Consider the following 15,266-nt stretch of genomic DNA (forward strand, 5'->3'; position numbering starts at 1 on the left):
ACAAAAATTACATTCTAGAGGAGATTTTATGAATTACATTTATTTAATTAATGAACATTATCCCTTATTAACAAAATCTGAACGAAAAGTTGCTGATTTTATTCTTAACTCTGGAGAATCTATTATTTACAGTACTATGAATGATATTAAAACAAAAGCGAATGTTGGCGATGCAACAATCATTCGCTTTTGTCAAAAACTTGGATTTTCTGGTTTTTCTGATCTAAAAATTGAAATTGCTAAAGAAGATTTTAGCAAAAAAAAAGAACAACCATCTAGTGGTAAATACCACGATGAAGTTGCTAAAAGTTTGATTGAAGTACTTCAGTCTACTTCTTGTTTAATTAATGAAGAAAAATTAACAAAAGCAATCCAACTTATTAATCAAGCAAGCAGCCTATATATTTTTGGTGTAGGATCTAGTGGAAATACTAGTCTTGATTTGGAAAGTATGTTTTTGAGGGTAGGAATACAAGCTAAAGCTGTATTAGATCCTCATTATCAAGCTCAAGTTGCTTCTTTGTTAACAGATAGAGATTTAGTTATTATCTTTTCTTTATCTGGAAAAACAAAAGATACTTATGACTCATTAAAAATTGCAAAAAATAATGGAGCAAAAATACTTGCTATAACGAATTATATTCATTCACCGATAGGAAAATCTGCAGATTTAGTTTTACAAACAGCAATCGAAGAATTTTTAAATGGTGGTTCTTTAGCTGGAAAAATTTCACAACTTTATATTTGTGATCTGTTAGTACATGAATATGAACAAAATAACAAGATTAATTCATTGGATTTAAGAGAAAAAGTCTTACGTTCAATTATTGATAAAAGAATTGAGTGATAATTTAGAATTAGTTATTAAAAAAGCAACAAGATTATACTACATAAACAATATGTAATATGTATCTTGTTGCCTCTATTTATTTAGCATTATTCCTCAAATTATTTTGATAGATATCCTACAATATAATAAGCTCACTATACTATTTGTCTTAATAATAGGGGGTATATGGACATAAAAACGAATCGTTTTTTTATTTTGTATACGGTTAGCCGAGAAAGTTCATTTTCTGTTAGTTATATAAGATAGCATTAAACAACCACCACTTAATAACAATAAATAAATAATCAAAGCCTGTATTCTATGAAAACTAGAAATCAAAGAAAAAATACTCATAACCAATGGCGCCATCATCACCAAGATAGAATTAATTAACCCAACAGAAATAGCTAATTGTTGGGAATCTACAGAAGTCATTAACCAGCCAGACAATTTGGGCGTACTTACACCAACCAAAAAGCCAATAATGGCCAATCCACTCAAAATAACAACAAAATTCTCATAAAAACAACTAATTAGAAAAATGATAATAAAAAGATTCAAGCATAAAACAACAGTAGCTAACTGAACTTTTTTAAATAAAGGTACTCCAAACAGACTCCCATGGCTAAAGAAAGTGTTAGTACTGCTCCAGTTAACGCAACGGTAAAGCTATAGTTACCAATGATCATTTTTGTTTTTTCTACGAATATGATTTGTAATAACGGTAAAAATGCAGCCAATAAGCCATTGATAATTCCCACTTGAAAAACCATTTGAAATAGCTTGGGTTGATATCTGATTTGATTGATTGCCTTTTTCAAAGAATGCCAATACGATTGTCTTTCTATTTTCTTCCTTGCGCCATCTTCTTCATTTGTTGCAACAGAAGAGGTATCCATAGATTTTTGAATAAACAAAAAAATCACACTGACTAAGAAAAAACTTATTGCATTAAGATACGCTAGTCCAGAGTATGAAACAAGTGCTAGCAGTGCCGCCCCTAAAAATTGTGCAATAAAACGAATGATTTGACCAAAACTGTTAGTTAAGCCCAACGCTTCCTCTAACTCGTCATTTGTACAAATTCTACGAATAATCGGAATTCTTAAACTGTTGCTGAATGTTCCAAAACAATCAGACACAAAATTAATACTAATTGTCACACAGATAATAAGCCATGCTTGCCATGAACTGGCAAACAAAATACCTACAAAACAATATAGTATCCCACGAATAAACCCACTCACTATAAGCCATTGAAAACGATACTTTGTCTGATCTGAAAAGTAACCTGAAAGACTTTCTAGTAAATTAGGTAGTGTTTCTAATAAAGCAATAATTGAAATAATTAGAGAATATTGTTTTAACTGACTAGCGTACGTAACTAGTGCCAAATAAAATAACGAATCTCCTGCAATAGATAAAACATTTGCCAACGAGAGTTGACGAAAAATTTTATTTTTTCTGAAAACATTCATTTGATTTCTCCCCCTCCTAGCAGTTATTATAAGAAAAAAGGAAAAAACAACAGGGAAATTGTCGTATTTGACTAAAAAGGAGGAACTTTATGAACACTATTGGAAAACAACTGAAAATCGAACGAAAAAATCGGGGCCTAACACAAAGTGAAATGTGCCAACCCATTCTTTCAACTTCCTATTATGCCAAGGTTGAAAAGGGGTATCATAAGATTGCAGCTGAGGATTTACTATCTATTTTGAAACAAAACAAAATCGATGTAATAGATTTTTTTATTTCACTTGAAAAAAAAGGTGCCACAGACATCTCTTATGAACAATTAATTCATTTAGCATGGAGTGAGGCTCACTTAAAACAAGATATACCTAAATTACACCGCTTAAAAAAATCGGTTGATCATAATCAAGTGATGTCAAAAAAACAAAAAGCATTACTTTTAGCACTCCTCGATTTATCAATTGCTGGGCTCTCCGATAGTTTAATTTCTATGCCTCCTGATACTAAACAATTATTACAAAACTATTTATTCACGCTACCAACTTGGAATAAATTAAAATTATCTGTTTATGGAAATGCACTCCGAGTTTATACTATTGAAAGTAATCAATTATTCATTAACAGTATCTTAAAAAAAGAACTTACTTCTTATACGCTTTCTAATCGATGTATTATTTTAACAATTCTCTTAAACTTTATTAGTATATGTATTGAATCAAATCAAGATAAATTAGCTTCTAACTATCTTGAATTCATCAATAGAGAAACCTCTTTTCCAGAGAATTTTTTTCAAAAAACTCTTGGTCACTACTTTACTTTATTGCTATTAGCCAGACAAAATAAGCAGATTCCTATGGAAGAATTAACAGCTATCTACAAAGTTTTAACACTTACTGGTTTGTCCCAATACGCAACAGAACTAGAAATTTTTTTTAAAAATCATACCTCTATTGTCAATTAAGTAGATAAGAACTAATTTAAAAAATCGAATTTTTTGAAGAGTATAGCACTACCTTGATATTCAATGTTCTAGAATTAGTATTGGATTTTTTTGTATAGTCGTAAAAAAATACCCCAAATAATTAGACATGGTATCTAATACTTGGGGTACTATTACGTTGTTTGTAATTAAAAAAATTATTAATCCCTTATTTGTCTTGCTTTAGCCTTTTAATAACAAATACAACAGTAAAACCAACAAAACTAACTACAAGCAAAGCCGAACCCAATGTATTTAATACTAAATTATTATTAAATCCTGTTCTAGGCAAAGATTTATCAATCTTTTTTCCTGTAGAAGTATTGTCCATTTTAACGCTATCATTTACCTTATTTTCTTCTTTAAATTCAGTATTCGATGTTTTGTTAATTTGAGCTTTATTCTCTTCTTTTAACACATCAATTTTTTTATATACGTAAACTATCTCTTGATCATTCTCTGTAAATACACCAGAAGCATTTCCCGTTAACTTTTCAAATTGATAACCGTCAAATGTTTTTTGCTCAGTAGAATACTCCTTACCTACAATGTCTGTCTTAGTAATAGGATCAATTAATTGATTTCCCTCTTCATCCATATAACGAACTGTTATCGTTGATTGTTTTACAGGAGGAGTTACAATTTTCTTATATACATAAACGATCTCTTGATCACTCTCTGTAAATACACCAGAAGCATTTCCTGTTAACTTTTCAAATTGATAACCGTCAAATGTTTTTTGCTCAGTAGAATACTCCTTACCTACAATATCTGTCTTAGTAATAGGATCAATTAATTGATTTCCCTCTTCATCCATATAACGAATTGTTATTGTTGACTGTTTTGTAGTCGGGTAAGTCACCGTTACCTGTTTATCATCAGTAACTGTCAATAGATGCATGGGTTTTTGTGGAGTGGTTGAAGTCTCTCCTGTATCGGGGTTTAAGTAAACTTGATCATAGTAATAATTAAGATCTCCTTGCACAGTTGTATTTATAATTCCTTGCTGATTAGGTATTTGTGCCACACTAAAAGTCTTTTCTTCTCCACTTTTCAAATTAAATGCTGGAAAATCGATATCGGATAAAGTTATGTTTTCAAGATCACTCGTACCGTCATTTTTAACTGTGTAGGTTACAGTAATTTCTTTATTTGGATTACTTATTTTTTGTTCTGTTGTCATATCAAGTTTTATAGAAGCATGAGGAATTAATCCTAGATTTGCTATTGCATAACTGTGAACATACGGATTTTGAGTATCATTACTTTCAGTAAATGTTCCATCTAAATTGTAGTAACCACTGACTGTTTGGAGAGGAGCTTTATTATCAAAGTAATAGAAACCATCTGCTGAAAATTGTGAACTATTAACAATACTTGCTTTATTGGATTCAGTAATAGTTAACCATTTTGGTAGTTGACTAGGATTAATGTAAATGTAATTAATGTATGAGCTATCTTCGGGTACATTTTGAGCAATCCAGTTAGCTAAATTTAGGTTCCCAAAACCTGTTCTGTATGGTACTTCTGCATTATCCATAAGCGGATTAGCATCAGAAAATTGCTTTGAAACACTTTCGTACTCCGTCCAATCATCTGTTTCCATAGCTTTATCTGTTATTTCCGACCAATCTTTATTTAAATTCTGCTTTACCCATGCTGACTTAGGCTCAATAACAGCTGTAGCAGAATTAATAGGGGTTGTAGTAGATCCAGCATTCAAATGATTATTTCCTGGATAATCAAATCCTACCGTCAAATCCTTATTTGTAAAGGCTAGTTTATCAAAATGAATAGCAGGTGCTGACGGTTCATTTTGGTCTTGTATTCCATTGCCATTTAAATCAAACCAAATACGTGAACCATAGATAGGCAGAGTATCATCTGCAAATGCAGTGATTGCCATTCCCCCAAACGCAAAAATACATACTACTCCGAAAAGTATTTTTTTTATCATTTCTTCCTCCTTGAAATTATATTTTATTTTGTTTTTAACCCTAATTACATAGAATATACACAAATTAAGAAATTTTTTCAAATTATAAAAACTACCTTAAAAAACAACATAAAGAGCAATAGACATAATAACTTTAAGATAGTAGTAATTTATTTGAATATCACTATTATCCCCTAAATTAAAGTATACCCATAATTTACAAAAGATTGTTCTAAATATATAAAGAAAAAGTCAAAAACTTTTAAGTTTCTGACCTCAATTGTTTTTAGTTGAAAATGCATCTGTCACTTTTCTTTTTAAGTGGCAAAATAATTTGTTGTTAAATGGCAAATGGCTCCTATGTCAATACTCCGAACAAAAAAGTCGAAAGAAATTCTAAATAGCTGTTAAAAGTGAAAAATGAGAGAACGGGGTGGATCAATGAATATAAATTAGATCATACGTTTATCCATTAACAAAAAGAAGACGCACTTCGCTTGATGAATTGATTTTAGGAGGAAGTAATGTGAATAATATGACTGAAAAGTTAATCCAGGATGGCAGTAAGACAAGACGAGCAAAACTAAATATGATTACCACATTGATTGGGAGTTTTCTACTATTTTTTGGTTTTGCCTGTTTTTTCATCAAAATGAATTCAGTAGAATATGTTGATGCAGCTGGCATTTTACACGAAAATTTTTACCTTTTACCGATTGGATTTCTTTTCCTTTTTGCGGGAATGATTGTCTTTTTAGTCACAGGGATTAGATTTATCATAGAGCTTGTTCGGATAAAGGCAGAGCAAACAAAATAAATAAAAGAGCGGAAAAAACGTTTGATCTAATCGAATTTTTTCTATCAAAAACATAGGCAAAAAGGATTTGGGACAAACACTCATGAGATCGATCGCTCTCATGGATGTTTGTCCCAATCGCTTTACGTATGAGATAAAAAATTTTCCTACCTATATTTTTTCAAAGTCATTTTTCTTTTTCTTCTTGCTACTTTTCAGGACTTATACTTTTTCTCCGTTAGAAGCAATCACTTCTTTATACCAGTAGAATGAATCTTTGCGATAACGCTCTAAACTGCCTTTTCCTGTGTCATCTTGATCGACATAAATAAACCCATATCGTTTTGACATTTGCGATGTCCCACAACTAATTAAGTCAATGCACCCCCAAGGAGTATACCCCATCAAATCAACGCCTTCTTTCACTGCTTCACGCATTTGCTGAACATGCTTACTCATGTAGTCAATTCGATAATCATCATGAATCTTCTTATCTTCGGTTAATACATCCTTTGCTCCCAATCCATTTTCACATACAAATAATGGTTTTTGAAAACGATCATACAACTTAATTAAAGAAATTCTCAACCCAATTGGATCGATTGGCCAATCCCACTGTGATAACTCTAAATACTCATTTTTAATTGGACTGTCAAATGTTCCCGCTAACTTAGATGCATCCTCTCTTGCTTCAGCCACGTGAGACATATAGTAACTGATCGCAACAAAGTCTACTGTACCGTTTTTTAAAATTTCAGCATCTTCTGGTTCAATATCAATTGTCAAATTATTTTCAGCAAAATAACTGTAAATATAACTTGGATAATAGCCACGCGCTTGAACATCTGGATAGAACATATTCAGTTGATTAGATTTTACTGCCTGTAACTGATCTTCTGGCTTCGTCGTATGAGCATATGCTTCGATTTGATTGATCATACAGCCAATTTCAACATTAGGGACAATTGCTTTCGCCGCTTTTACAGCTAATGCACTAGCCAAAAACTGATGATGAGATGCTTGGTAAGCAGCTTCTAACGAATTTTCCACCAAATCTTCCAGAACTCCAGCTCCAGTGTATAAACTGTTTAAATTCATATTCATTTCATTAAATGTAATCCAATAACGGACTTTGTTTTTGTATCTTTCTAAAATAACTTTTGCATATTTTTCAAATAAAGAGACCAGTTCTCGGCTAATCCAGCCATTATATTTTTTGGTTAACTCAATTGGCATTTCATAGTGAGACATTGTTACTAGAGGTTCGATACCATACTTAGCGCACTCATCAAAGACCGCATCATAAAATGCTAATCCTTCTTCATTCGGTTCATTTTCTAAACCAGTAGGAAAAATTCGCGCCCATGAAATCGATAGTCTGAAACACTTAAACCCCATCTCAGCAAACAACGCAATATCTTCTTTATAATGGTGATAAAAATCAATCCCCCAACGTTTTGGAAATAGATACTTCTCAGAATGCTTTGTATACTCTTCTAATTCACTTGACGTAACATTAAACGTAAAATTGTTCACCGTCCCAGAAGCATAAGGATCTTTATATGCTGCAAAGTCGGAAGTAGACAATCCTTTTCCTCCCTCTAAATAGGCTCCTTCAATTTGATTGGCCGCTGTAGCGCCGCCCCATAAAAATCCCTTTTTAAATCCTTGATTTGCGTTCATACTTTATTTCTCCTTTTTTATTTATTGAATACACATCATTAATCTTGATGTTTTTGATTCTACATTTTCATCGCCTGTAATAATAATATCTAGAAATTCTGCACTATTAGTGACAATAACCATTGTTGTTTCATCGTACCCTTTATCAACAATTTCTTTCAGGTTGTACCTAAGCAAAGGTTGCCCTTTGTTTATCGTTTCTCCCTCTGAAACAAATCGCTCAAAATATTTTCCTTGTAAATTTACCGTATCGATCCCTACATGAATCAACACTTCCGCCCCCTTAACCGAACGCAACCCGATCGCATGATTTGTTGGAGTGGTCATGGTGATCTCACCATCAAAAGGAGCATAGATCGTATCCCCTAATGGTTTAATTGCTACCCCTTTTCCCATCATTCCACTAGAAAAAGTCTCATCAGAAACAGCTTCTAAAGGAATTAAACTCCCTTTCATAGGCGAAAAAATCTCAATAGGTTGGTTCGATTCTTGTGGAATTGACTTTAGACTAGATGTCTTTTTATCCGTTGTTTCCTCCTTTTCATCTTCTTCAAATCCCCAAAGCATAGTCAAAACGAAAGAAACAACAAAACTTGCAATGTAACCGATCACAGCATAAATAAAATTATTGGAGTTTTTCATAATATAGGTTGGTAATGCTGTAATACCAGGAATTGAAAATGCGGTTGCTTTTACAGCTAAAAAACCAAAAATTGTTCCGCCGACCCCGCCTCCAATTAAAGAAGCATAGAAAGGTTTTTTCAAGCGTAAAGTAACTCCATAAATTGCAGGTTCAGTAATGCCAAAGACTGCTGGAATAAACGTTGAAAATGCCAAAGACTTGGTTTCTGCCCTTTTTGATTTGAGAGAGACCCCTAAAACAGCCCCAGCTTGTGCACTATTGGCGACCAAATTCATCGGTAGCAACATAATGTCATACCCAAACTTTTGAAGACTGGCAAATGTTCCAGGGAAAAAAGCATAGTGCATTCCTGTCAAAACAATTAGAGGCATTAGTCCTCCCATTAACAGTCCTGCTAACGGTCCTGTGACATTAAATAAAGTTGTAAAGATTTGTTCCAAATATTTACCTAAAAAATTACCTAGCGGAGCAACGAATGCTAATAAAATCGGTGCTGTAATCAATAACGATAACATTGGACTAAATACAATATTAACCGTTTTAGGAACAATTTTATCCATCCATTTATTCACAACGCTCAATAACAAAACACCTAAAATAATAGGCAGTACAGTAGAAGAATAGTTATTTAATGGAATCGATAGTCCAAACATTGATAGTGGGCTTGTACCATCTGCTGCACCATTTACTAATGTTGGATACATTAACATTCCCGCTAAAGCCACTGCTAATGATTCTTTGGTCTTAAATTTACGCGCTGCAGTCATAGCTACTAAAAATGGCAAGAAATAAAAGACTCCATCAGATAATACATTTAATACTGCATATGATGAACTTTCCACAGACAACCAGCCAAAAACGACAAACAGAGCCATCAACCCTTTAATTAAACCAGAACCAATAATTGCGGGCATTAAAGGGGTAAAAATACCGCTAATGACATCAAAAATAGTATCTAAGACATTCATTTTTTTCTTGTTATCCGTTGTCTTTTCTTTATTTGAGTTCGCTAATTGCTTATCAATTTCCTGAAAGACCTCTGCTACTTTAGCACCGATGATTATTTGATATTGACCTCCACTAAACTGACTGCCTATCACCCCATTTAATTGATTAATTTCTTTCATGTTAACCTTTGCATCATCCAACAGATTAAATCTCAAACGTGTAATACAATGCCAATTTTGAGAAATATTTTCGCTCCCACCTATGAGAGTAATTATTTGTTGCGCTAACAGTTGATTTTCCATATTCTTTCCCTCCTAAGAACGAGAAAAAGCCCAAACGAAAAAATTCCGTTTAGGCTTATGCTCTGTTCAGATAACACACCTTTATGTTATTTTGTTGTAATTCTTTCAATATGAATCACTAAGTAAACCAATTCATCTTCTGAGATTTTCCACTGATAGTCCCTCTCTAGCATCTCTTTAATAATCAGTCCGCAAGCATAACTTTTCATATACCTTTCTTGAATAAGTTCTCTAATCTGTTTATCCATTTTTAAAGATTCTTGACTATTTTTTTGTCGAATAATGAAATAACGAATATGAGTAATAAATCGTGAATAATCGGCAGTCGTTTTATCCAGAATAGTGTCAAAGATTGTCTGCACACTTTTAACAATTTTTTTGATAACCTCAGTAATTTGTAAGGTATCGACCATATTTGGCTGATCGATTTGTGCATTGACAAAATGCAGAGCAATAAAAGAAGCTTCTTCTGGCAGTAAGGTTACGCCCATTTCGTTTTGAACAATTTCCAATGCTTTTTTACCTATTTGATATTCCTTATAGTATAAATGAGGAACTTCCCACTTGATAGGATTATCATTTTCTTGGATAGAATATATTGAAAATGTCAGGTGATCTGCTAAAGAAAATAGTAGGCCTGTACCGAATTTTTGATTTAGAATTAGTTCACCTGATTCAATAATTCTAGCAGAAACGCTTAGAATTTCAGGTTGAAAATTGTCAATTTTATGATCCGTTTGTTCCTCTGCATTCGGAGTAAAAATCTTGCTAATTAAACTTTCATCGATTGAATCCCCTTGTCTCTTTTTAAACCCTATTCCTGTACCAAATAAAACTTTTTCATTTCCCATTTGATCTTGAACTAAAACAATATTATTATTCAGTGTTTTTACTACGATCATTATTCTCACCTCCTGAAAGACAAAAAAAAACACCAAATCCTAAAACCAAGCTTCTTTCATGAATAACTTAAGAATCACTTCGTTTTTTAACTTGGTGGTGCCTGACTATGGATCAGTAACACTCCTGCATCTGTGAACCCATGTTACTATATAAATTTTTAAATGTCAACCCTTACATTCCACCTATTACAAGGAAATATTGGGTACAACATAGTACATTCAACCTGTATTTACCTAAATGTTTTGGACAGTATACGATTAGTGAGGATTGGACAGAAGTGTTTAACTCCGATCCTCGAAGCATGGGAAATCGTCTGTTCCTACCGTTTATTTAGATATGTCTCAGGGGCTCCTTTACTAGATTATAGCGAACAATCTGTCCGTATTTCTAGTATAGGAGCCATATTCTTTTTTTCCCTATGGTATCAGTTAATTTAGGGACAAACGAAACACAAGTAGGGCAAGTTTTTCTACCAATATAAATAATGCTTCCTTCACGCAAATTATTTATAGAATTTGGATGAATTACAGAAAAATTACTTACATTTTTCTGATAAGAAAACATAGTCCCTCTGAATAATATGATACCAAAAATTCCAAGTAGAAAAATTATACCTATATAAATGAAAAGATTTTTATTTCTATTCATAGAAAACTCCTTTGGTTAATAAATATCGCTTATCTATAATTATCAATTAAATATCAAATGATTATATAATCATTTGATATTTAATTGATTCTATTTCGCAATATATTAAAGACCAAAAGTGTTGCTACAACTAAGGCTACTAATTATACCAACGCCTTTTCACAAATCAAGCACTTCTATCGCTGGGTATAACTACTACTTAGGCTAAGCGCTCTTATGTAAACTAAATTATTATAATTAAGCTATCTCATATTTTATAATAGAATCTTTAAAAATATTAGCACTCAAATTATTTATTGTTTGAATAAATGGCATCCCACTAATGTTTCTGCTTTTTAAAGGTATTTAAATCTTCTTAGGTTAGTACTATTAATCATTAAAATGAAAAAAGACTACGTGATTAACCGTAGTCATGAAAATTAATCTCTAGGCAATTTTAGCAAATTATCATTTGGTGTATCATTCGGTTCAGATCGAACATATCGCTGTCCATTTCTCATTGCAAGGATTAATTTAGGATATGGAGGAATGTTAACATCAACAGTATTTCCGCCTTTTATAAAATCATAAATTGATTCTTTTGAGTAATATGCGGGTTTTTTGACACCAGTCAAATAAATATCTTTAATTTCTGTAACATCATTTGAAAAACCTTTTGAATCATTCATCCTAATTCTTGTAGCTCTGGCCATTATACAACATTCCCTCCTGTTTTATATATCAATAATACACTACATAATTGAAATAACAAAGTTTAAAAATGTGGATATTTTAAGAGAGTGTAAAATATTTTGTGTAAATAGAAAAAAGGAAGTCCCTTCTGTAGAATAGAGTTACCACAACACATTCACAGAATTCCGCGCGACCGCAACGGCGAGTTCAAGCAACAGACTGTTCCTGCTTATAGACGGACGAATGATACCTTAGAGGAGACCGTCATTCACCTCTTCCGAAAAGGTATTACCATGTCGGAAATCGCAGACTGAAGAAGTAAATGCATTTAAAGTTAGAACTCTAAATGATAAGTATGTCGCTATTTTCATGGATGCTACTTATATTCCTTTAAAACGGCAAACCGTCTCCAAAGAAGCAATCTATATTGCCATTGGTATACGAGAAGACGGCACTAAAGAAGTACTAAGTTATGCGATTGCTCCGACTGAATCGACCTACGTTTGGAATGAGTTGTTACAGGACATTTACTCCAGAGGGGTTCATGATGTCTTACTGTTTATTACCGATGGCTTAAAAGGCATGAAAGATACGATTCACCAGATTTATCCTAAAGCTAAATACCAACATTGCTGTGTTCACGTTTCCCGTAATATTGCTCATAAAGTACGTGTCAAAGATCGAAAAGAAATCTGTGATGATTTTAAGGCTGTTTATCAAGCTAGCTCAAAGGAAGAGGCAAATACCTTTTTAGGGAGTATGATTGAGAAGTGGCAGAAAACTTATCCTAAAGTGACGCAGTCACTGATAAAAAATCAAGATTTATTGACTTTTTATGAGTTTCCGCCTGGTATCCGCCGAAGCATTTACTCAACTAATTTAATCGAATCTTTCAATAAACAAATCAAGAAATACAGCCGCAGAAAAGAGCAGTTTCAAAATGAAGAATCACTAGAGCGTTTCCTAGTATCCATCTTTGATACATACAATCAAAAATTCTTAAATAGAAGCCATAAAGGCTTCCAACAAGTGACGGATACATTAGCTTCAATGTTTACTGAGTAACCCATTATTTTGCAGAAGGACGAGTTATTTACACAAAATTATTGACGCTCCCGGTTGGTACAACAAGAATTGCAGTAGCATAGTCACCATTGATGAAACTACTTAATGATTAAATTGAGCAATTTCTCAAATAGCACAAACTGCTCTTCATAAAACGAAAAGCAGTTCATAATGTATTTAGATATTTCATTGTGCTATTGACCAGAAACACACTATTTAAGGTACCTTTCTCTTTTCGCTGAGATTCACCAACTTCAATTGCACAAAAAAGCGTGAGCACAAGGCTCACACTTTTTCTAGTTGACTATCCTAAAAATTCGAAAACATCTTTACGATCATACAATTTCAAGATTTTTTCAAATAAGATTTGACCTACGAAAGCAGCTACGATTGGTACAACAAACCAGCTGATTAATATTAGAATAATACTCAAACCGGCGTCCAATGAAGCCAACGGACCTACCAACCCTACCAAACCGAAACCAGCAGAAGCAGGAGTCCCTGAGACTGAGAATAACGCTACTGGAATTGCTGAGATGATAGCGGTGAATAGACATGGCACCAAGATAATTGGTTTCCTAAACAAGTTTGGCATCATCATTTTCATAGCACCCAATGCGATGGCCAAAGTAACCCCTGGTTTGTTGACTTTCCAAGAGTTAACTACCAAGACAACTGTTGTTGCGGCAACACCCATAGCGGCTGCACCAGCAGAAACACCGTTCAATTGAATTGCCATACCAATGGCAACTGTAGAGATCGGTGAGATAATCAAGAAAGCAAAGGAACATGCAATCAAGATTGACATCAAAATTGGTTGCAAAGTAGTAAAGGTATTAATTAAGTCACCGATAGCGGCAGTAATCTTGGTTACGTAAGGATATAAATAATAGCCGATTAGACCAGCGCCGATACCAACAACGATTGGTGTTGCAACAATTGCCACGGACCCAAATTTTTCGCCGATCAACAAGATCATGCCGACAGCGATTGATGCAGTAATCATGGTATTGATGATGTCTCCGGTACCAGCACCGATATAAGTAGCTGTGTCAGGATTGAATTTCACAACACCGGAGCCAACGAAAGCTGCACCGGCAACTACTAACATTTGCATTGGTTTGAAGCCAAACTGCACCGCAATCAAAGCGCCAATCAATAGTGGAGTAGCTAGTTGGAAAATAACTGCCATTTGTGTGATCGTTACTGCTAAGGTATTTTCACTAAATAATTTCAAAATTGCTGCCAATACCGCGTTAGGAATCAACCCTACGATGATCCCCGTTGCGGTACCCGCTAATACTTTATTTAAAAATATTTTTGGAGTTAATTTTTCTTCCATTTTCTCATCCTCTTTCTAATGATTACTATTTTGCTCCTAGAATTTCTTCTTTACTATGAACCAGTTGCGTTAAGAAATCACAGTAAGGAGTTACTACTCCATATTTTTTACCTTTACGAGAAATGGCTCCGTTGATGTAGTCAATCTCGGTCAAACGGTTATTTTTTATCAAGTCTTGGTGCATCGATGGGAAATGCATACCAATCGTAGTCGGGTCAAAACAAGTTTCTACATGTTCGATTACTTCGGGAATGTCTAAGTTGACGTTTTCTTTGGCAGCAACAGCTGCAAATTCGTTAACAATAGTCACTACCATGTCATGAGCAGGTTTGGTTGCACCAAGCCCCGCCATATTGACGTCTAAAATCGTGCATAAGCCATTCATCGTACCATTGACACAAGCTTTACGATAAATTGAATAATGAATGTTGTCGGAATATTTGGCATTTAAACCAGACGCGGACAAAGTTTCCGCCAATTTTTTCGCTGATTCTTCTTGGCCAATACCTAGATTTTGCAATTCAACAGACCCGCTGCCAAATAATTTAGCCTTGCCGGGACCTTCTAGACCAGCAGTCCACATGGTGTTGCCGATAAAGATTTTTTCCATCGGTACGAATTTTTCGATTACGTCTTCATGACCGATACCGTTTAAAAGACACAAAACTTCTGTGTGATCAGCAATTAATGGTTTAACATCCTGCAGCATTTTTTCCAACTGCATTGCCTTCGTGAATAAGATAATCAAATCAAATTGCTCACCAGTGGGCACCTCATTCTGATTAACAATTGGGACTTTAACAGTAATTTCTTCGCCATTATAATTAGCCTTCAATCCGTTTTCTTTGATGGCATTGATATGCTCCTGCCAGCCGTCGATTAGCAAAACATCGTTACCACCTTGTTTCAACATCAGTCCGAACCGGGAACCCATCGCGCCGGCCCCTGCAATTGCAATTTTCATAAATAAAAGCCTCCAAACTTAATTTATAATAAGTGAACATTTTCACATTTCTCATTATAGAGTTTTCATTCGGAAACTTC

The 15,266-nt window shown here is 33.8% G+C and carries 11 protein-coding genes and 2 pseudogenes; 4 read left to right on the top strand and 9 right to left on the bottom strand.

All coding sequences use genetic code 11. The features are described from left to right. Positions 1-28: 28 nt before the first annotated feature. Positions 29-847 (top strand): MurR/RpiR family transcriptional regulator, encoded by an 819-nt coding sequence (locus IGL80_RS11625; protein ID WP_002358531.1) that lies wholly within the window; start codon positions 29-31, stop codon positions 845-847. 222 nt (positions 848-1,069) lie between these two features. Here IGL80_RS11625 and IGL80_RS11630 read toward each other — a convergent pair whose 3' ends face one another. Continuing rightward, the gene (locus tag IGL80_RS11630) at positions 1,070-1,330 is read right to left on the bottom strand and encodes a hypothetical protein (RefSeq protein ID WP_002397633.1); all 261 of its coding nucleotides are present in this window, start codon (positions 1,328-1,330) and stop codon (positions 1,070-1,072) included. Positions 1,331-1,407: 77 nt separating this feature from the next. Beyond that, positions 1,408-2,307, bottom strand: coding sequence for an MFS transporter (locus IGL80_RS11635; RefSeq protein ID WP_002397635.1), 900 nt, complete (start codon positions 2,305-2,307; stop codon positions 1,408-1,410). A gap of 89 nt (positions 2,308-2,396) precedes the next feature. Here IGL80_RS11635 and IGL80_RS11640 point away from each other — a divergent pair, with 89 nt between their 5' ends. Then, positions 2,397-3,266: a helix-turn-helix domain-containing protein gene (locus tag IGL80_RS11640; RefSeq protein WP_002382837.1), complete on the top strand. Its 870-nt coding sequence runs from the start codon at positions 2,397-2,399 to the stop codon at positions 3,264-3,266. A gap of 187 nt (positions 3,267-3,453) precedes the next feature. On the opposite strand, the gene IGL80_RS11645 is transcribed toward IGL80_RS11640, so the two are convergent. Next, entirely contained in the window at positions 3,454-5,322 is a 1,869-nt protein-coding gene (locus IGL80_RS11645; RefSeq protein WP_002404697.1) for a MucBP domain-containing protein, read from the bottom strand. A gap of 391 nt (positions 5,323-5,713) precedes the next feature. On the opposite strand from IGL80_RS11645, the pseudogene IGL80_RS11650 reads away from it, so the two are divergent. Continuing rightward, a pseudogene (locus IGL80_RS11650) lies at positions 5,714-6,037 on the top strand (DUF3955 domain-containing protein); the annotation flags it as partial. Between the two features lie 201 nt (positions 6,038-6,238). Here the strand turns inward: IGL80_RS11650 and IGL80_RS11655 are convergent. The 4 genes from IGL80_RS11655 to IGL80_RS11670 form a co-directional block, all read right to left on the bottom strand. Further along, on the bottom strand, positions 6,239-7,699 hold the full coding sequence (locus IGL80_RS11655; protein ID WP_002358669.1) for a glycoside hydrolase family 1 protein: 1,461 nt from the start codon (positions 7,697-7,699) through the stop codon (positions 6,239-6,241). Positions 7,700-7,720: 21 nt separating this feature from the next. Beyond that, entirely contained in the window at positions 7,721-9,592 is a 1,872-nt protein-coding gene (locus tag IGL80_RS11660; protein ID WP_002358667.1) for a beta-glucoside-specific PTS transporter subunit IIABC, read from the bottom strand. A gap of 86 nt (positions 9,593-9,678) precedes the next feature. Next, positions 9,679-10,494: a PRD domain-containing protein gene (locus IGL80_RS11665; RefSeq protein WP_002404695.1), complete on the bottom strand. Its 816-nt coding sequence runs from the start codon at positions 10,492-10,494 to the stop codon at positions 9,679-9,681. Positions 10,495-11,562: 1,068 nt separating this feature from the next. Continuing rightward, on the bottom strand, positions 11,563-11,835 hold the full coding sequence (locus tag IGL80_RS11670) for a DUF3892 domain-containing protein (RefSeq protein ID WP_002358664.1): 273 nt from the start codon (positions 11,833-11,835) through the stop codon (positions 11,563-11,565). Between the two features lie 162 nt (positions 11,836-11,997). Here IGL80_RS11670 and IGL80_RS11675 point away from each other — a divergent pair. Beyond that, a pseudogene (locus IGL80_RS11675) lies at positions 11,998-12,880 on the top strand (IS256 family transposase). Positions 12,881-13,184: 304 nt separating this feature from the next. Here IGL80_RS11675 and IGL80_RS11680 read toward each other — a convergent pair. Continuing rightward, positions 13,185-14,222, bottom strand: coding sequence for a PTS sugar transporter subunit IIC (locus IGL80_RS11680; RefSeq protein WP_002358662.1), 1,038 nt, complete (start codon positions 14,220-14,222; stop codon positions 13,185-13,187). A gap of 25 nt (positions 14,223-14,247) precedes the next feature. Next, complete coding sequence (locus IGL80_RS11685; RefSeq protein WP_002335374.1) at positions 14,248-15,186, bottom strand: 2-dehydropantoate 2-reductase; 939 nt, start codon at positions 15,184-15,186, stop codon at positions 14,248-14,250. Between the last annotated feature and the right edge of the window lie 80 nt (positions 15,187-15,266).

The organism is Enterococcus sp. DIV2467a (assembly GCF_050532945.1).
Classification (GTDB): domain Bacteria; phylum Bacillota; class Bacilli; order Lactobacillales; family Enterococcaceae; genus Enterococcus; species Enterococcus faecalis.

Bases quoted from the DNA above. Each gene is read 5' to 3' on its own strand.
- IGL80_RS11635 (WP_002397635.1), bottom strand. From the start codon at position 2,307: ATGAATGTTTTCAGAAAAAATAAAATTTTTCGTCAACTCTCGTTGGCA.
- IGL80_RS11665 (WP_002404695.1), bottom strand. From the start codon at position 10,494: ATGATCGTAGTAAAAACACTGAATAATAATATTGTTTTAGTTCAAGAT.
- IGL80_RS11640 (WP_002382837.1), top strand. From the start codon at position 2,397: ATGAACACTATTGGAAAACAACTGAAAATCGAACGAAAAAATCGGGGC.
- IGL80_RS11670 (WP_002358664.1), bottom strand. From the start codon at position 11,835: ATGGCCAGAGCTACAAGAATTAGGATGAATGATTCAAAAGGTTTTTCA.
- IGL80_RS11655 (WP_002358669.1), bottom strand. From the start codon at position 7,699: ATGAACGCAAATCAAGGATTTAAAAAGGGATTTTTATGGGGCGGCGCT.
- IGL80_RS11685 (WP_002335374.1), bottom strand. From the start codon at position 15,186: ATGAAAATTGCAATTGCAGGGGCCGGCGCGATGGGTTCCCGGTTCGGA.
- IGL80_RS11660 (WP_002358667.1), bottom strand. From the start codon at position 9,592: ATGGAAAATCAACTGTTAGCGCAACAAATAATTACTCTCATAGGTGGG.
- IGL80_RS11625 (WP_002358531.1), top strand. From the start codon at position 29: ATGAATTACATTTATTTAATTAATGAACATTATCCCTTATTAACAAAA.
- IGL80_RS11680 (WP_002358662.1), bottom strand. From the start codon at position 14,222: ATGGAAGAAAAATTAACTCCAAAAATATTTTTAAATAAAGTATTAGCG.